General features: G+C 67.8%; 18 protein-coding genes. 9 read left to right on the top strand and 9 right to left on the bottom strand.

Going from position 1 to position 17745, the window contains the following annotated elements:
* Positions 1–9 precede the first annotated feature (9 nt).
* Positions 10–468: a redox-sensitive transcriptional activator SoxR gene (gene soxR, locus ACIG5A_RS04785; RefSeq protein ID WP_397237753.1), complete on the top strand. Its 459-nt coding sequence runs from the start codon at positions 10–12 to the stop codon at positions 466–468.
* 32 nt (positions 469–500) lie between these two features.
* On the opposite strand, the gene ACIG5A_RS04780 is transcribed toward soxR, so the two are convergent.
* Complete coding sequence (locus tag ACIG5A_RS04780) at positions 501–968, bottom strand: hypothetical protein (RefSeq protein ID WP_397237751.1); 468 nt, start codon at positions 966–968, stop codon at positions 501–503.
* 139 nt (positions 969–1107) lie between these two features.
* On the opposite strand from ACIG5A_RS04780, the gene ACIG5A_RS04775 reads away from it, so the two are divergent.
* From ACIG5A_RS04775 to ACIG5A_RS04755, 5 genes are all read left to right on the top strand, one after another.
* A complete protein-coding gene (locus ACIG5A_RS04775; RefSeq protein WP_397237749.1) occupies positions 1108–2322 on the top strand; it encodes an aminotransferase class I/II-fold pyridoxal phosphate-dependent enzyme in 1215 nt (404 codons plus the stop codon).
* A gap of 116 nt (positions 2323–2438) precedes the next feature.
* The gene (locus tag ACIG5A_RS04770; protein WP_397237747.1) at positions 2439–3455 is read left to right on the top strand and encodes a FecCD family ABC transporter permease; all 1017 of its coding nucleotides are present in this window, start codon (positions 2439–2441) and stop codon (positions 3453–3455) included.
* Positions 3452–4492 carry a FecCD family ABC transporter permease gene (locus ACIG5A_RS04765; protein WP_397237745.1) on the top strand — a complete coding sequence of 347 codons (1041 nt, stop codon included), beginning with the start codon at positions 3452–3454 and terminating at the stop codon, positions 4490–4492. The genes ACIG5A_RS04770 and ACIG5A_RS04765 overlap by 4 nt, the downstream gene beginning before the upstream one ends.
* 29 nt (positions 4493–4521) lie before the next feature.
* Positions 4522–5343 (top strand): ABC transporter ATP-binding protein, encoded by an 822-nt coding sequence (locus ACIG5A_RS04760; protein ID WP_397237743.1) that lies wholly within the window; start codon positions 4522–4524, stop codon positions 5341–5343.
* A 14-nt stretch (positions 5344–5357) separates the two neighbouring features.
* On the top strand, positions 5358–6377 hold the full coding sequence (locus tag ACIG5A_RS04755) for an ABC transporter substrate-binding protein (protein ID WP_397237741.1): 1020 nt from the start codon (positions 5358–5360) through the stop codon (positions 6375–6377).
* A gap of 16 nt (positions 6378–6393) precedes the next feature.
* Here the strand turns inward: ACIG5A_RS04755 and ACIG5A_RS04750 are convergent, their stop codons facing one another.
* A complete protein-coding gene (locus ACIG5A_RS04750) occupies positions 6394–7020 on the bottom strand; it encodes a TetR/AcrR family transcriptional regulator (RefSeq protein ID WP_397237739.1) in 627 nt (208 codons plus the stop codon).
* A gap of 173 nt (positions 7021–7193) precedes the next feature.
* Here ACIG5A_RS04750 and ACIG5A_RS04745 point away from each other — a divergent pair, with 173 nt between their 5' ends.
* Positions 7194–8132 carry a metal-dependent hydrolase gene (locus ACIG5A_RS04745; RefSeq protein WP_397237737.1) on the top strand — a complete coding sequence of 313 codons (939 nt, stop codon included), beginning with the start codon at positions 7194–7196 and terminating at the stop codon, positions 8130–8132.
* The gene (locus ACIG5A_RS04740; RefSeq protein ID WP_397237735.1) at positions 8129–9277 is read left to right on the top strand and encodes a hypothetical protein; all 1149 of its coding nucleotides are present in this window, start codon (positions 8129–8131) and stop codon (positions 9275–9277) included. The genes ACIG5A_RS04745 and ACIG5A_RS04740 overlap by 4 nt, the downstream gene beginning before the upstream one ends.
* Here ACIG5A_RS04740 and ACIG5A_RS04735 read toward each other — a convergent pair whose 3' ends face one another.
* Positions 9278–9880 carry a TetR/AcrR family transcriptional regulator gene (locus tag ACIG5A_RS04735; RefSeq protein WP_397237733.1) on the bottom strand — a complete coding sequence of 201 codons (603 nt, stop codon included), beginning with the start codon at positions 9878–9880 and terminating at the stop codon, positions 9278–9280. It lies immediately after the preceding gene.
* A 49-nt stretch (positions 9881–9929) separates the two neighbouring features.
* Between ACIG5A_RS04735 and ACIG5A_RS04730 the strand changes: the two genes are divergently transcribed.
* On the top strand, positions 9930–11390 hold the full coding sequence (locus ACIG5A_RS04730) for an MDR family MFS transporter (RefSeq protein ID WP_397237731.1): 1461 nt from the start codon (positions 9930–9932) through the stop codon (positions 11388–11390).
* 43 nt (positions 11391–11433) lie between these two features.
* Here the strand turns inward: ACIG5A_RS04730 and ACIG5A_RS04725 are convergent, their stop codons facing one another.
* The 6 genes from ACIG5A_RS04725 to ACIG5A_RS04700 all read right to left on the bottom strand — a co-directional run bounded on the left by ACIG5A_RS04725 (position 11434) and on the right by ACIG5A_RS04700 (position 17557).
* On the bottom strand, positions 11434–12186 hold the full coding sequence (locus tag ACIG5A_RS04725; RefSeq protein WP_397237729.1) for a hypothetical protein: 753 nt from the start codon (positions 12184–12186) through the stop codon (positions 11434–11436).
* Between the two features lie 512 nt (positions 12187–12698).
* Positions 12699–13202: a MaoC family dehydratase gene (locus ACIG5A_RS04720; RefSeq protein ID WP_397237727.1), complete on the bottom strand. Its 504-nt coding sequence runs from the start codon at positions 13200–13202 to the stop codon at positions 12699–12701.
* 3 nt (positions 13203–13205) lie between these two features.
* A complete protein-coding gene (locus ACIG5A_RS04715; protein ID WP_397237725.1) occupies positions 13206–14186 on the bottom strand; it encodes an ornithine cyclodeaminase family protein in 981 nt (326 codons plus the stop codon).
* Positions 14173–15075 carry an HpcH/HpaI aldolase/citrate lyase family protein gene (locus tag ACIG5A_RS04710; protein ID WP_397237723.1) on the bottom strand — a complete coding sequence of 301 codons (903 nt, stop codon included), beginning with the start codon at positions 15073–15075 and terminating at the stop codon, positions 14173–14175. Before ACIG5A_RS04710 ends, ACIG5A_RS04715 begins: the two co-directional genes overlap by 14 nt.
* Positions 15072–16331 (bottom strand): aminotransferase class I/II-fold pyridoxal phosphate-dependent enzyme, encoded by a 1260-nt coding sequence (locus tag ACIG5A_RS04705; protein WP_397237721.1) that lies wholly within the window; start codon positions 16329–16331, stop codon positions 15072–15074. Before ACIG5A_RS04705 ends, ACIG5A_RS04710 begins: the two co-directional genes overlap by 4 nt.
* A complete protein-coding gene (locus tag ACIG5A_RS04700; RefSeq protein WP_397237719.1) occupies positions 16328–17557 on the bottom strand; it encodes an MFS transporter in 1230 nt (409 codons plus the stop codon). Before ACIG5A_RS04700 ends, ACIG5A_RS04705 begins: the two co-directional genes overlap by 4 nt.
* Positions 17558–17745: the final 188 nt, after the last annotated feature.

The raw sequence follows: 17745 nt of genomic DNA, 5'->3' as shown, positions 1-17745 counted from the left end.
GAGCGCTACATGGCCAAACCCACCGATCTGCTCACCATCGGCGAAGTCGCCGAGCGCGCGGGCGTCGCGACCTCCGCGGTCCGCTTCTACGAGGACCAGGGGCTGATCAACTCGGTCCGCACCTCCGGTAACCAGCGCCGCTACCGCCGTCACGTGCTACGCCGGCTGTCGTTGGTGCTGTTCGCGAAACGGCTCGGCATCCCGCTGGCCGAGGTGGCCGAAGCGTTCGACGGCCTTCCCGAGGAACGCATGCCGAGCAAGCGCGACTGGGATCGAATCGCCAAGCGCTGGAGCGACACCCTCGAGGCCCGCCGCAAAGAGATCGAACAGCTCCAGCGCGAACTGACCGGCTGCATCGGCTGCGGCTGCCTGTCGCTACGCCGCTGCTACGTCCTGAACCCCGCCGACACCCTCGCCGAACACGGCTCCGGCCCCCAGCGACTGCTGCACCCCGACGAAGACGAATAGGCCCAGTCAGCAGGATTACGCGGTCAGCAGGATTACGCGGGCGGTAGGTAGCGCGCCGGGATCGGTTGCTGCTCGGACTCTTCGTCCCAGAGGATCGTCACCACCCACCAGCGTCCGTCTTTGTGCAGCAGCTGAATGCTGTTGACGCCGCGGATGACCGGGGCGCCATCCGGTGTCAGCCGGGACTCGTAGGTGCTCATCGCGTGCACCACCGCGCCGAACCGCTCGGTGCGGCGGGCTATTTCGGCTTCATAGAAGGACTGCACCTGGAGCAGCGGCCGGATCTCCGCGATGAACGCGTCACAATCCAGCGGCTGGCCGCCGGGGTGATGCTCGGTGAGCGGTGCGCTCGGGATCAACCGCGCACCCGGCAGGAACAGCGCGCGCATCCGATCGAAATCGCGGTCGCCCGGCGGGCCCGAGATCACGTCGTACAGCGCGTCGATGATGGCGTCCACCGATACCGTGTCGGCTTCGGTTCGGTCGGTCGTTGTCGTCATGCGGTTCATTGTCGGCACCGGCCCGCGTGCGCACCCAGCTGCCGGTTCGCTGTGTGGACCGCTCCCTTCAGTTCGCCGCGAGTCCGCGACATGCTGTGCACTGCAATCACTTCCACCTACGATCACGCGAGGGCGCGACGTGCGGACCGAACCGGAGATATCCACCCTGACCGAGGATCTCGCCGCCGCGGGTCTCGCGGACGGGTTGCTCATGCGCAGCGCCGAGGACGACGCGTTGGACGGCCGCACCGTCCGATTGGACGGCCGGTCGCTGCTGAACTTCGGGGCGTGCGGGTATCTGGGACTGGAGCTGGACGCGCGGCTGCGCAAGGCCGCCATCGCGGCGGTCATGCGCTACGGCACGCAATTCGCTTCCTCCCGCGCCTATCTGGAGGCGCCGGCGTATCCACTGCTGGAACGGTTGCTCGGCGACATGTTCGACGGTCACGTCCTGGTCGCGCCGAGCACGACGCTGGCGCACTTCACGGCGCTACCCGTCGTGGTGGGGACCGCCGACGCGGTCATCTTCGATCGACAGGTCCACCACAGCGTCCAATCGGTGGCACCGCAGCTCAATGCGCGGGGTACGACACTCGAGTTCGTGCCGCACAATGACCTCGTACGCCTCGAGCGGGCCATCGAGCGGCTCGCGGCGGCGCACGAGCGGGTGTGGTACCTGGCCGACGGCGTCTACAGCATGTTCGGCGACCTGGCACCGCTGCCGGCATTGGCGGCGCTGCTGCGGCGTTTCGAGCAGTTGCACCTGTACATGGACGACTCGCACGGGATCGGGTGGTCCGGTCGCCACGGCCACGGCCCGACGCTGGACCTGCTGGCCGGACACGAACGGGTTGTCGTCGCCGCCTCGTTGAACAAATCCTTCGCGGCGGCGGGTGCCGCCCTGGTGCTGCGGTCGGCGGCAATGAAGAAGCGGCTGCGAATACTCGGTGGTCCCGCGGTCTTCTCCGGACCGATCCAGCCGCCGATGCTCGGTGCGGCGGTGGCCTCCGCCCACATCCACCTCGGCCCGGAACTGGCCGAACGGCAGGCGGCATTGCGCGCCCGCATCGAACTGTGCACCAGCCTCATGCTCGAAGCCGGTCTGCCCCTGGCGAATTCGTCGATCAGCCCGATCCGCCACGTCACCTTCGGACATCCGGACATCGCCCGCGAAGTCGGCAGACACCTACTCGCCGAAGGCATCTACACCAACCTCGCGATCTTCCCGGCCGTTCCGCTGCGACAGGCCGGTCTGCGGGTGACGATCACCCTCCACCACCGCCCGGACGACATCCACGCCCTCGTCGACGCCCTTGCCCGGCACTGCCCGCCGGACCTTCGGCCACTCGCCTAGCGAATCCTCCCCACACCAGCCACCAATGGCGATCCTGCCGGTGGTGCGGACGGCTCGCCTGCCATGAATTAGGGTAGGCAAACCGTATCGTCCGCAATCGAAGGTGACCGACACAGATGGATCGCGCCCGCGCCAGGACGCTCCCGCTCGCAGTGGGGCTGGTGCTGCTGTTGGCAGTGCTCGCGTTCGCGATGATGCTGAGCATCGCCGTCGGGTCCCGCGCGTTGACGTTCACGACCGTCCTGGACGCCGTGCTCCACTACAACCCCGCCGATGTCGACCACGCCGTCGTGCGCGATCTGCGGCTGCCGCGCACGGTGATCGGCGTGCTGGTCGGTATCGCGCTGGGACTGGCCGGATCGATCATCCAGGGCGCCACCCGGAATCCGCTCGCCGATCCCGGACTGCTCGGCGTCAACGCGGGCGCCGCACTGTGCGTCGTGCTCGGAATCAGTGTGCTCGGCCTCAGTTCGGTAACCAGCTACGTGTGGTTCGGCTTCGCGGGCGCCGCGATTGCGGGCGCGGTCGTCTACCTCGTCAGTTCGCTCGGCCGCGACGGCGCCACACCGATGAAGCTCGCGCTCGCGGGAGCCGCGGTCACCGCCGCGTTGCAGTCCGTGACCAGCGGGCTGCTGCTCACCGACACCACCACCTTCGATCAATACCGCTTCTGGCAGGTGGGCTCGCTCGCCGAGCGCGACCTGCCGACCATCGGACAGGCGCTGCCGTTCCTCGCGGTCGGCATCCTGCTCGCGGCGCTGTCGGCGCGCATGTTGAACGCGCTGGCGCTCGGCACGGACGTTGCCCGCTCGCTCGGCCAGAATGTGCTGCTCGCCCGCGGTGTCGCCGCGGGCGCGGTGGTCGTCCTGTGCGGCGCGGCAACGGCTATCGCCGGACCCATCGCCTTCGTCGGCCTGATGATTCCGCATGCCGCCCGGCTGATCACCGGCCCCGACCACCGTTGGCTGCTGCCGTATTCCGCGGTACTCGCCTCGATCCTGCTGCTGGTCGCGGACGTGGTCGGCCGCGTCATCGCCCGGCCCGCCGAGGTGCAGGTGGGTGTCGTGACCGCCGTCATCGGCGGGCCGCTGCTCGTCGTGCTGGTGCGCCGCCGCAAGCCGGCGCAGGCATGACCGCGGTCGATGCGGCCGCGCTGGCCGCCGTCGCCGAGGCTCGGCGCGCAGGTGCCACCCGCGCACGGGCGGTGACACTCGGGTTGTTCCTGGCGCTGCTGATGGTTTTCGCGCTGACCTTGTCCGTCGGCTCGTATTCGGTTCCGCTGAGCGAAGTTCCGGGCATTCTGCTCGGCGGCGGCGCACCGCAGGACGCGTTCGTGGTCACGCGGCTGCGGTTGCCGCGCGCGGTCGCGGGCATGCTCGTCGGTATCGCGTTCGGTATCGGCGGCACCCTGTTTCAGCGGCTGCTGCGAAACCCGCTGGCAAGTCCGGATGTGATCGGGGTTTCCCAGGGCGCGAGCGCGGCCGCCGTCACCGGTCTGATCGTCTTCGGACTGTCCGGCGCGTCGCTGGCGCTCGCCGCCTTCGCGGGCGCGGTCGGCACGGGCGCGGTGATCTACGGGCTCGCGCGGCGCGGCGGGGTGAACGGTTTTCGCCTCGTGCTGGTCGGTGTCGGTGTCGGCGCGGTGCTGACCAGCGTCGTGTCCTACCTCATGACGTGGGCCGATGTCGCACTCGCCCAGCAGGCGCTGGTCTGGATGATCGGCAATCTCAATGGCCGGAGCTGGAATTCGGTCGTGCCGCTGGCGATCGCTCTCGCGCTGCTCCTCCCCGCCGCCGCGCTGCTCGCCCCCGCGCTCGACGGGTTGCAGCTCGGTGACGACGTCGCGGTCGGCCTCGGCCTGCGGGTGGAGCACACGCGGCTGCTGTTGCTGCTGATCGCCACCGCCAGTGTGGCTTTCGCGACGGCGGTGGCCGGTCCCATCGCCTTCGTCGCCTTCGTCGCGAACCCGATCGCCACCCGGCTCACCGGCGGTGGCCGGACGGCATTGGTACCGGCCGCGCTCACCGGCGCGCTGGTCACACTGGTCGCCGATTTCGTCGCACAGCATCTGCTCGGCGCCCCACTGCCGGTCGGGGTGGTCACCGGCGCCGTCGGCGCACCGTACCTGCTGTGGCTGCTCGCCGCGGCCAATCGGGCCGGGCGGGTCTGAAGGGGCCGTGCGTGTTTGAAAGGGATGCCGTGACACCAACACTGCGCACCGAGAACCTGCGGCTCGGCTATGGGCCGGTGACAATCGTCGACGACCTCACCGTGCACATCCCCGAGGGCCTCGTCACGATGATCGTCGGCACCAACGCGTGCGGGAAGTCGACGCTGCTGCGCGGCCTGGCGCGGCTGCTCACGCCCGCCGAGGGCGGGGTCTACCTGGGCGACGCGCCGATTTCTTCGCTGCGGAGCAAGGATGTCGCGCGGGTACTCGGGCTGCTGCCGCAGTCGCCGGTCGCGCCCGAGGGCATCACGGTCGCGGATCTGGTCGGCCGCGGCCGCTATCCGCATCAGGGCATGTTCCGCCGATGGTCGGCCGAGGACGACGCGGCCGTGGCGCGTGCCATGCAGGTCACCGACACCGTCGAGCTGGCGGCACGCTCGGTCGACGAACTCTCCGGCGGCCAGCGCCAGCGCGTGTGGATCGCCATGGCGCTGGCCCAGCGCACCCCGATCATGCTGCTCGACGAGCCGACCACCTTCCTCGATATCGCCCATCAGGTGGACGTACTCGACCTGCTCGCGGACCTCAACGAGAAAGACGGCACCACGGTGGTGATCGTGCTGCACGACCTCAATCTGGCCGCCCGCTATGGCGATCACCTCATCGCCATGAAAGGCGGCCGCATCGCCTGCGAGGGCGCGCCGTCGGACGTCCTCACCGCGGAATTGGTGGAGGACGTCTTCGGCATGCGGTCACAGATCATTCCGGACCCGGTGTCCGGCACCCCGATGGTCGTTCCGATCGGACGGCATCGCTCCGGCCGGGCCGCCGCGCTCGCCACCCGCTCCTAGGAAGGAATCACACAATGGCTCGATGGACGAAAGCCGTGGTCGCGGTGGCCGCCGCCGCCCTGCTCGCCGCATGCTCGGCCGATCCCGCGACGACTCCCGCGGGTGCGGGCGATACCGGTCACGGTGACAAGAATGTCGCCACCGGTGGCGCCCAGTTCGCCACCGCCGATATCGAGACCGCCAAACTCAAGGCGGACGTCGGGCCCGGGGTGTTTCCGCGCACGGTCACGCAGGCCATGGGACAGACGCGCATCGAGAAGAAGCCGGCGCGGGTCATCGTTCTCGACTCCGGCGAGTTGGACGACGTCCTCGCGCTCGGCGTGACACCGGTCGGCATGGCGACCACCGCAGGACAGCAGGGGGTGCCGTCGTATCTGGCCGACCGCGTGCGTGACATCGCGACGGTCGGTCCGACCAACACCCTCGACCTCGAGAAGATCGCGGCGTTGAAACCGGACCTGATCCTGGGCAGCAAGTTGCGCGTCAACGATCTGTATCCGCAGCTGTCGGCCATCGCGCCGACCGTGTTCTCCATCCGGCCGGGCTTCCCGTGGAAGGAGAACTTCCTGCTGGTCGGCGCCGCGCTCGGCGCGGAGGAGCAGGCCACGAAGCTGCTCAACGACTATCAGGCCATGGCGAATCGGGTGAAGGCCAAACTGCCGGGCGCGCAGACGATTTCGCTCCTGCGCTTCATGAGCGGCAACATCCGCCTGTACGGCAACAAATCCTTCATCGGCGTCATCCTCACCGATGTCGGCCTGTCGCGGCCCGCGAATCAGAACGTCGACGAGCTGGCGGTGCAGATCTCGAAGGAGAACATCGACCAGGCCGCGGCCGACTGGATCTTCTACTCGAGCTACGGCGCGGACGCCTCGCCGGACCAGAAAGCCGTGACCGCGGGCCCGATCTGGCGGAACATGAACGCGGTCAAGGCCGGTCACGCCATCGCGGTCGACGACGAGGTGTGGTTCCTCGGACTCGGCCCGATCGGCGCGATGCGCGTGCTCGACGACCTCGGCAAGACCCTCGCCTGAACGTTCCCTGGCGGTATCAGCGATGGGGGCTCGACACGGCGGTCGGCTGGGCGATGATCGCCGATCCCATCCAGCGCCGTAGATACCGCCGCAACTCGTCGTCGCTCCGTGGTGGATTGCCCGGCGACACGAAGAACGACTGCATGGTGCGCAGCAGGAATTCGACCAGCTCGGGCAAAGATTCGTCGTCGTAGCCGTAGTGCGCCCAATCGACGTCGAAGCGCTTGATCATGGTGATGCCGAAGGCTTGCGCCTCCTCGGAAGTGATGCCGCTGGGGTCGGCGTTCGAATAGGTGGCCGTGAGCAGAATGCCGAGATGCGGCGTCCTGCGCACCTGAGTGAGGGTGAAGACCACACCCTCGGTCATCGCCTCGACCGGATCGGTTCGCCCGCTGACGTGCGCGGCGAGCCGATCCAGAAATCCGCCGACCGAGGCGATCGCCGAGGCCCGCATGAGCGCGTCCGCGCTGGGGAAGTAGCGGTAGACCGTCTGCCGGATGACCCCGAGCGACTCCGCGACGTCGGCGATGCTGATCTCCGCGCCGGTGCGCCCGATCAATTCGACTGCGGCAGTGACGATTCGACGAGCCGCCTCGTCATCGTTGTCCGGCGGACTCCCGCCCCACCCGCGCCTTCGTGCCACGCCCGACCGTAACACGGACTCGCCGGTCGCTTCGGACGGCACGCACCCTGAGCAGGGTTTTCATATCATACACTTGAACAGCGTCGTGTATGTTTGTATGTTCACAGCGGCATCGGAGCGCGCGACCCGGGCCGACACGCCCACCCACCTCCCGAAGACGAGGTATCGCCGAAATGACGGAATTGATCGTGCGGAAGCTGACTTTCGCATTCGAGGAACACGACGTGCCGTTTCTCTGGAATCCGGAGAACCCCGCCTTCTCGAGCATGGCCAACGCGGTCTCGTTCCTGGCCATCGGATTCGAGAAGATGATCGTGAAAATGATCATGCAGGCCAAGCCGCAGTTCACCGATCCGGCGGTCGCCGAGGAGGCGGACGCGTTCATGCGGCAGGAGGGGCAGCACTCGACCGCACACCGGCAGCATGTGCGCGGACTGATCCGCGCCTATCCCGGACTGCGCGAAACCCTCGATGCGGTGGTCGGCGAATTCGACCGGCTCACAGCGGAAACCCCGGTGAAGTACCGGCTCGCCTACACCGCCGATCTGGAGGCCACCTTCACCTCGGTGTTCAAACTGATGCTCGACAACGAGGCAGCCCTGTTCCGCCCCGGCGACGATCGGGTCGCCTCGCTGTTCATCTGGCATTTCGTCGAGGAGGTCGAGCATCGCAGTTCCGCGCTCATCATCTTCGATTCCGTTGTGGGCAGCGATATCTACCGGATGCGGGTAGCCCCCTCGATTTTCCGGCATGTCCTTCGGGTGATCCGAATCGCCTGCGCCGGGTTCAACAAGCATGTGCCACTGGAGGATCGGAAGATCGACGCGCTGTCGATGTTCGCGTCGTACCGCTACCGGCAGCGCCTGGGTAAATTGCTGCCACGCTTCGCGATGCCCGGCCACGGCCCGATGCCGCGCGCCTTCGACGATCTGCCGCTGCGCGAACAGCTCATCGCGTTGCGCGGGGTCGTGCGCAGTCAACTGCCGAAACACAATCCCGCACTGGAGAAGACGCCCGCGCTCGCCGACGTGTGGTTCGAGCGGTACCGCGACGGATACGACGTCACACGCTGGTACACCGCCGAGGCGAGCGGATCGGCGGCGAACCGGTGACCGACCATTGCCCACCCACCTTCGACGAACTCGCCACGGCGCTGGGGTTCACCTGTGACAGCGCTGGCGGGCTGGTCGAGCTGAGAAATCCACTGGCACTGGAAAACTGGACGCTGCCGGTACTGGAGACGACCATCATTCTCGGGTCGCTGCTCGCTCTCACGCTGGCCGTCGTGCGCCTGCGCCGGAAGGGCGATCCCACCAATCTGGTGCTCTGGTTCGGCGCAACCGCCTATCTGTTCCTCATCGAACCGCCGCTGTATTTCCCGGCCGCGTTCGGGATCTCGGGGCAGGTGGACACCATGTTCGCGCACAACGTGTTCACGGTGGACTTCCTGTGGGGACGGCTGCCGCTCTATATCGTGGCGATCTACCCGTTCATGGCCACCATCGCCTACGAAATCGTCCGGATGCTAGGCGTTTTCACGCGATACGGCGCGATCGCCGGAGCGGCCTGCGTCGGCTTCGTCCACCACGCGTTCTACGAGATCTTCGACCAGCTCGGCCCGCAACTGCGCTGGTGGGAGTGGTCCACCTCGAATCCGCTCAACCAGCCCATGTTCGATTCCGTGCCCCTGCCGAGCGTGGTGGTCTTCGCCGCGCTGTGGCCGATGTCGCTCGCCTTCTGCGTCTACTGGTTCGTCGGGCGGCGAGTGGATCGGGGCGAGCACTTCTCCGGGCCCCAACTGATCTGGCGCACCGTCGTCATCGGCCTACTGGCCGCCGCTGGAACCTTCATCCTCCCGCTTCCCGCCACGATTCTCGGCCTGGGCGGCACGACCATCCGCGGCACCGTCTACGCGGCGGAACTGATCGTCCTGACACTGGTCGCGATCCCCGTCCTCTACCGCCGATGGACCTGCCTCCGCCAGGACACTGCCGCCGAACCCCGCCATGCCGACGACCTCGTCCGCGTCTACAGCGTGGTCTACCTCCTCGTCATGGCGATCCTGTGGGCCACCGCCCTCCCGGACTTCCTCGACGCCACCGACGGCATCACCCGCAACGGCGACCCCATCGGCAACCTCTGGTACACCCTCGCCTGCTTCACCATCGCAATCCTCTGCACCGCAGCCACTTTCACCCTGCCGACCCCTCATCCGGCAGGCAACAGACGGCGTAGCCTGGCTGCACCGGCACGATGATCAGGGTCGGGTGGCGTAGCCGTTGAGCAGAAGTTCGGCGACGTAGGGGCCGATCATCGCCGGGTCGGCGCGCATGCTGCGGGCGAAGCGGCCGACGATCTGCAGGGTGCCGACAATCGCGTGCGGGAGGAGTTCGGGCGGCAGGTCGGTGCGCAGGAACCCTTCGCGGCGACCGCGTTCGACGAGTTCGAACACGACCTGCTGCATCCGCCGGGCCGCCGGTGACGACGACGGCCGATGCCGGTCGGTGGGTAACGGCTGCCAGTCGGTGTTGGTGGACAGCACCGGATAGCGGTGGCTGAGCGCGGCCATCGCCGTGATCAGGTCACGCAGCGCGGTGATCGGGTCGGCGTCGCGCTCGCGGGCGCGGTCGACGATATCGCGCGCCTCGCGGGCGGCGGCGTCGTAGATCGCGGCACGCAGCGCGTCGCGGTTGCGGTAGCGGCGGTAGATGGTCATCCGGGTGAGACCGGCTTCGTCGGCGATGCGCTGGATGGTCGCGTTCGGGTCTTCGGCGAGTACTCGCGCGCCGACGCTCAGGATGTGCTCGTCGTTGTGGCGTGCGTCGGCGCGTGGACCGCGGCGCCGGCCGGTCGCATTCATCCATTAAATGTTACACATGCGCACCAGTTAGCCTTCTAGCGTCGGCGCCATGTCCTCGAATTCCGTAGCGGTGCAACGCCTCGACCCGCATCTGATACGCCTCGCTCTGGTCCTGGTCACCGGGATCTTCATGAGCATGCTCGACACCACCATCGTCAACGTCGCGCTGAGCACGCTGGGGCGCGAACTCGACGCCGGACTGTCCACGATCCAGTGGGTGGTCACCGGATACCTGCTCGCGCTCGCGGTGGCGATACCCGCCACCGGATGGCTGACCGACCGGTTCGGCGCGAAGCAGGTGTTCGCCGCCTCGATCGTGGTGTTCACCGCGACGTCCGGCCTGTGCGCGGCCGCGTGGAATGTGCACAGCCTCATCGTGTTCCGCATCGCGCAGGGCGCGGCGGGTGCGTTGCTGATGCCGGTCGCGCAGACGATCCTCGCGCAGGCCGCGGGGCCCGAACGGATGGGGCGGGTGATGGCGCTGATCGGGGCGCCCGCGATGCTCGGGCCGATCTTCGGGCCGATGCTCGGCGGGGCGATCGTCGACAACCTGTCCTGGCGGTGGATCTTCCTGATCAACGTGCCGGTGGGGGTACTCGCGCTGACCCTGTGCGTACGCATGCTGCCCGCGAGTTCCCCTGCGGTGGAACGTAATCCGTTCGACGTGCGCGGGTGGCTCATACTCGGACCCGCGCTCGCGCTACTGGTGTATGGACTGTCGCAGGCGGGGGCGGCGAGCAGCTTCACCCCGGTCCGGGTGTGGGCGACGATCCTGGGCGGTGCGCTCCTGCTCGCGGCGTTCCTCGGGCACGCGGCCGTCCGCGGCGAGCGAGCGCTCCTCCCACTGGGATACTTTCGCGATCCGGCGTTCAGCGGCGCCGCCGTCGTATCGCTGACGCTCGGCATCACGATCTTCGGCGCCTTGCTGTTGATACCGCTCTATTACCAGCAGGTGCGCGGCGACTCCGCACTCATGGCCGGATTGCTGCTCGCCCCACAGGGATTGGGCGCCGCACTCGCGATGCCGGTGGGCGGTTGGCTCACCGATACCTTCGGGCCGCGCCGCGTCGTCCTCGCCGGTGGTGCGCTCATCGCGGTGAGCACCGTGGCGCTGACCCGGATCACCGACACGACCGCCTATCCGGTGATGGCGGCGATCCTGCTGGTGCGCGGGCTCGGTCTCGGCACCACCATGATGCCCGCGATGGCCGCCGGTTACCGCAACCTGCCCGCGCGGGCGGCCGGACACGCCAGCGGTGTGCTACAGATCTTCTCCCGCGTCGGCGGCACCCTCGGTGCCGCGATCATGGCCGTGGTCCTCGCCCAACAGCTCACCCGCACCACGGATCACACCCCCGCCGGGCTCAGCCACGCCTACGCCGTCACCTTCTGGTGGGCCACCGCCATCGCCGCGATCGGCGCCGCGATCTCCCTCCTGCTGCCCAATACCCCACCGCCGCAACCGGTCCTGGATTCGGAATCCGCCGAAGGCCGCGCGGACACAGCGTAATCACCGTCACCAGGCGAGCCGGTCAACGCTCCCTCGCTCGCGGTCAGTCGAGGGCACCTCCGAGCAGTAGCAACCACAGCAGATGCAGGATCGGGTCGTATTCGAACGTGATGGTCACCTTCGGTTGCTGGGCGTGGTTGGCGGTATCGATCGGGGCGCATTCGGGAACGGCATTGAGTCCCTGGCCATAGTGGCATGCCATGGTGATGGATGTCAGTGCGGCGCCCGGGGAAAGCGACGAGCCGGCGCCACCGCCACCACCGCCACCACCCTCGTTACCGGCCGCCCCCGGGCCCTGGCAACCACCTTGCATACCCCCGCCACCACCACCGCCGCCGCCCTTACCACGCCCGGCTCCGCCCGCCCCTCCGGTGCGGTCGCCGATCTCCGGGGCGAAATCGGCGGGCGGACAAGAGTATGAGCCCAGTACGGCAGGGCCGTACTGGCCATCGGGTCCTTTACCGCTCGGGTTGGCGTTGCCATCTTGCCCGCCGCCCACACCGGGATCTGTTTGCGCAGCGGTGATGCCCAGGCCGCTCCCGCCGCTGGAGCCGCACCCGACACAGTTGGCGTCTCCGGGGCCGGCCCAGCCACCGCTGCCACCGGGCTCGCCCACCCCGCCGGCGCCACCGCCTCCCCCACCGCCTGCCGCGATGATCAGTGGAACGTGGTTGCCGTCGCGGATCTCCGAAGGATCGCCACCCGCACCACCACCGGTTCCCTCGGCCACATCGCCTTTGCTGCTCCCCACCACGACGAACAGCACGTCGCCGGAGTTGACGGAGAGATCGGACACGACCCTCGCCCCGTATCCGCCTTCTCCCCTGGCACCACCACCTGTGCCGCCGGCACCGCCGCGACCGCCGACCGCGGTGACATGAATTCTGGTGACACCGAACGGAAGCGGGGTCGGGACGACGAATTCGTACTCACCGGCCGTAGTGAATTCGCATACGGCGGTGCGACTGTAGGGCCACGCCGGTGGATCGCATCGCTCGGGTAGCAGCGGCTCCGCCGAGGCAGGTGCAACGGAGAACAGGGCCACAAGGACTCCGACCAGTGCGGCGGCGAACACTCCGGTGACACGTCGATGCGTCACCGTGCCGCGCCACCGTGCCGAGCATGTGACGGTTACTGCCATCGGGCCACCTTCGGTCGCTTCGGACCAGCGCGCGCTCACCGGCGTCGACCCCGAGAGCTTCCCATGGCCGCACATCCACCCGAGCGCGAATTGCCATATGGCAAACGCACACTCGGCGCGGCGCGCATGCCACCCCGACGAGGCCGAGTGGCAGATGGGCCGTCAGCTCATGCCGCGGGTGGTGGGGATTCCCGGCATCGGACGAGGAAGGATCGCTCGTAGACGATGACGGTTTCGCCGGTGGATTTGGTTCCGGTGGTTTCCACGGTCACGATGCCCTGGTTCGGGCGGGAGTTCGAGCGGCGCTTGGCGAGGATTTCGGTTGTCGCATAGAGGGTGTCGCCGACGTAGACCGGTTCGGCCATGCGTACCCGATCCCAGCCGAGGTTCGCGACGGCGCGGGCGGACAGGGTGTTGACCGTCATTCCGCCGACGATTCCGAACGTGACCTGACTGTTCACCAGGACGCGACCGTATTCGGCATCCGCCGCGTAGTGCTTGTCGAAATGCAGGGGATGCTGGTTCATGAACAGCAGAGTCAGCCAGGTGTTGTCCGTTTCGGTGATCGTGCGGCCCGGCCAGTGCCTGATCGTCATGCCGGGTTCGAAGTCCTCGTAATCGCCGCCGTACTCCTCGACGTACTCGTTGTCACCGATCTGTCGTAGCGTCATGGGTCAGGCTCCTTGTGTGGCGCAGGCGAATTCGTACATGGCCGCCGCGGTGGCGGTATCTTCGATGGCCAGGCCGACGCTGCGGTACACGGTGGTACCGCCGCTCGGCGCCACCGCGCCGTTCAGCACCGCGCCCAGCTCGTGCAGGTCTTCGGGACCGATCAGGTTGCGGGCCAGCGCGGCGCGCACCTCCCCCGCGTCCTGCATGGCGACATCGCGCTGCTCCACCACGGTGAACGCGGTCCGCAGCAGCGCGGCGTCGACCTCCAACGCATCCTCGTGCACGCCGCCGATGATGTTGAGATGCGCTCCGGGACTTATCCATTCGGCATGGATCAGTGGTCTGCGGTCGGCGGTCGACGTCGCGGTGCAGATGATCTCGGCGTCGCGCACCGCGAGCCTCGGCGAGTCGCACACGGTGACCTCGCGCGGCGGGTCGGGGCGGGAGCGAATCCAGTCCGCGAAGTCTTCGGCCCCGGCCCGCGTCCGCGAACACACACGCACGCAACGGATCCGGCGCACGGCGCAGACCGCGCGCACCAGCGCGCGTGCCTGCACTCCGGCGCCGAGGACCGCGAGATCACCGGCATCTTCCGGTGCGCACAGCCGCGTCGCCAAACCGGCGACCGCGCCCGTGCGCAGCGCGGTCGACTCCGCACCGTCGAGCAGAGCCGTGATCCGGCCGGTGTCGAGATCGGTCAGCACGACGACGCCCTGGATCAACGGCAGACCGCGGCGCGGATTGTCCGGGGTGAACGTGGCGACCCGCACGGCCGCGACGCCGCGCTGCTCCCAGATCGCCGGACTGACCATCACCTCGGCTCCCGGCGGCGCGCCGAACCGCAGCGATATGCGCGGCGGCGATTGGGCGCGGCCCGCGTGCAGATCACGGAAGACATCCGCCAGTGCCGCGATGACCAGCGGAAGACGGTCGTCGCGCGACATCTCCGCCGCATCGATCGAGTACGGCTCAAACATGGTCATGCGCCGGTTCCTTCGCGCCCCGGCGCGCGTCGACCGCACTGCCGAACCGCTTCGCCCATGCCTCGCCGAGCGCGACGGTCGACCGAGCCTTACGGGCGAACGGCGGTCCGATCATGTCGCCGTCGAGCACGGCGATACCACCGGCCGCCGCGTGCACCGCCCTGGTGACCCGGTGCGCGAACCACAGGCTCTCCGCGTCCGGCCGGAAGGCCTGGTTGATCGCCTCGAGTTCCTTGGGGTGGACGGTGATCTTGCCGTGGAAACCGAGGGCACGCACCCGCGCGATCTCCTCGACGAGCACCGCGGGCTGCGCCAGATGGAAGCATGGCGTGTCGATGCAGCCGATTCCGTGTTCGGCGCAGGCGATCGCCATGCGCTGCCGCGCGGCGAGCATGCCGTCCCAGGTGATCTCGACGCCGATATCGGCCGCCAGATCCGCCGAGCCGAGCATCAGCCCGTCGGCCTGCGCGGCGATGGCGTCCATGCGGGCGACCGCCGCCGCGGTTTCGATCGTCGCGTACAGCTCGGGATACGCCCCGGCCGAGGCGAAGGTCTTGCGGATCACGACGAGCTCGGCCGGGAACCGCACCATGGGCACGACGACGAATCCGGGTTTCACCGCGCCCTCGGTGAGCATCAGCAGATCGTGGACGGCCTCGATGGTGCCGAGCTCGTTGATCCTGACGCCGACGTTCGCGGCGTCGGGCGCTTTGTCGAGCGCCTCGCGGCAGATCTGCCGCGCACCGGCTTTCACCGGGCCGGGGATGGAGTCCTCCAGATCGATGATGTGTACATCGGCGTCGTAGGACCAGCTTTTCACCACGGTGTCGAGCGACAGTGCGGGCGTGCACAGCAGGCTGCGGGGTATCGCCCGCACGCCGGCGCTCATCGGACCGGCTCCGGCTCGATCGCCGCCGCTGGTGCGCCGACTTCCTCGAGCACTTCGCACAGCCTGCGGATCTGTTTGTCCGTGTGGCCGTAGCGCAGCATCACCCGCAGCCCCGCGGTGCCGCGCGCGACGATGGGGAAGAACACCGGCGACACGTAGAAACCGGCCTCGAACACCCGCCTGCCCGCCTCGATGACCGTGGCGTCGCTGATCGGGACGAGCCGGATCGGGAAGGTCCTTCCGCTCTGATCGGTCCGGATGAGCGAGTCGAAGAGCGCGATGTTCTCGCGCAGCCCCTCCTGGCGCATGGTCAGTTCCGCGGTCCGGTGGATCTGCGCCGAGGCCAGGCTCGCGCCGATCGCCGCGGTGTTCATCGGCTGCGAGTAGGCCAGCGCGGCGCCGAACCGTTCGATGATGCGCAGCGTCTGCTTGGAATGTCCGTCGAGCACGATCACCGCGCCGCTGGTGCCGAACGCCTTGTTCAGCGTCATCACCACGATGGTGCGTTCGTCGCGGATCGGGCTGTGCGAGCGCACATAGCCGACGCCGCGTTCCCCGTACGCCGACAGCGAATGGGAGTCGTCGTAATAGACCATCAGGCCGTACTTGTCCTGCAACTGCGCCAGCTCCTGCACCGGCGCGTAGCCGCCGAGGCTGTCGCTGCCGTCGCAGATGAAGGCGACCCTCGCGTATTTGCGGCAGCAGTCCTCGATGAAGTCGAGATCGTTGTGCCTGCAGGTGGCGATCTCGGTCTCGTCGGCGCAGACCGGCTTGACGTTGGCCATCGAGATATGGGCGTTCTTGTCGAAAACCATCAGCGGCCGGGTGCCGTTGCCGAGATCGCCGGACGCGATCAGCGGCAGCAGGCCGAAGCTCGCGGTGCTCGCGGCGATCGAGCAGATGGTCTGCGCGCCGAACAATTCGTCCAGCGACGCCTCCAGTTCGAGCATGGCGGGTATCTGCACGCGGGTGCGCGGAATGCAGTGGTCGAGCACGCCATAGCGGCGCATCGCCTCGATGCCGCCTTCGATGACTTTCGGGTGCGAGTCGAGATCCAGGTATGAGCAGCAGCTGAAATTGACGAATTCATGTCCCGCCTCGGTGTGCAGGATACCGTCGGCGAGGTCGGCCACGATACCGGCCAGGCCATTGCGTTCCGAGGTGTCCCAGAATTCGTTTCCAATGCCGATTGCCTTGGCATTGTTTCTATATCTGTTGGTGGGTGTGACGACGTTACGCGACGATAAATCACTCATCGCAGTACCTTTCTTGTTGGAGTCTTGCCAAGTTTTCGATAGCCGGCGGCGACGACCAGTAATGCGATGACACCGCCGCCGACGGCCAGCGCCGCCGCTTTATCCGATCCGCCCGCATCGGCGAGTGCGCCACTGATCGCGATGCCGATGGCGGCGCCGAGCGCGGCGAGGCTGGAGAGCCAGGAGAATCCCTCCGACAGCGAACCGGGCGGCGCCAGCGACTGGAGCAAACTGCTGCCCGCGATCCAGGTCGGCGCGATGGGCAGGCCGGACAGGAATGCGCAGAGCGCCATCACCGGCGGCGCGTCGACGAGGGCGAGCGGGACCGCGGCGACGCCGAGCATCGCGACGGTGACCAGAAAGAGCCTGCTCTCCGGCATGCGCCAGTTCACCGCGCCGAACCAGATGCCGGAGACCATGCTGCCGAGCGCGTTCAAGGCGAGCAGCCATCCGGTGACTTCGGTGATGTGCTGCTCGCGCGCGAAACTGATCAGCGAGATGTCGATCGCGCCGAGGTGAACGCCCATGGCCACGTAGGTCATCACCATGATCTGAACGCCCGCTATCAAGATCGCCGGATCGCTCTTCCGGCCCGTCATCGCTCCGGCAGCGGGTTCGGACTGCCGATGGCGCGCGAGACCGGCGCAGCCGACGATCACCAGCACCGCGCAGGCAACCAGACCGAAGGCCGGATGCAGACCGGTCACCACCACGACGACCAGCAGCGGACCGAGGACGAAGACGATCTCGTCGAGTATCGACTCCAGCGCATAGGCGGTCCGCAATTTATCCGCGTCGACCAGCGCCGCCCAGCGAGCCCGAGCGAAGGGGCCGACCGGAACCGCCGTGCCGCCCGCGCATACCGCGGCGCAGATCAGTAGCCACAGCGGTGCGTGGAATACGGCGGCGGCGAGCAGCAGCCCCATTCCCATTCCGTGCAGCGCGCAGACGATCAGCATGATTTCCCGCTGACTGCGGCGATCGGCCAGCCTGCCGAATACCGGACCGGCAATTCCCTGCGCGAGCACGATGACCCCCGCGACGGTTCCGGCGGCCTGCAGCGAACCCTCGGTCGCCAAGATCAGCATGACGCAGCTCACCGCCCGCATGGCGGTGGGAAAGCGCCCGATCAGCCCCCACAGCGCGAGTGCGCCCGCCCCCGGCGATCTCAGCAGCCTCGAGTAGGCGCCCAGTCCGGAATTCAATTCGGAAATAGTGCTTGCCATTTACTCTCCATATGATGCACGGCCATAACCGCAGGCCATTCCAGGAATGCACTGACGGAACATCGGAACAGATGATTGCAAGCGAAGTGGCCCTCCCCCGGTCATCGCGACTTTCTCGGCCGTTCAAGATTGGTGAGCACAACTTTAGGTGAGCCGAAATGGAGCGTCAATGCCGAGGACGGGTAGCT

This window comes from Nocardia sp. NPDC052566 (genome assembly GCF_044547285.1).
In the GTDB taxonomy this organism is placed as follows: domain Bacteria; phylum Actinomycetota; class Actinomycetes; order Mycobacteriales; family Mycobacteriaceae; genus Nocardia.
This window is presented reverse-complemented; position numbering and strand designations above follow the sequence as displayed.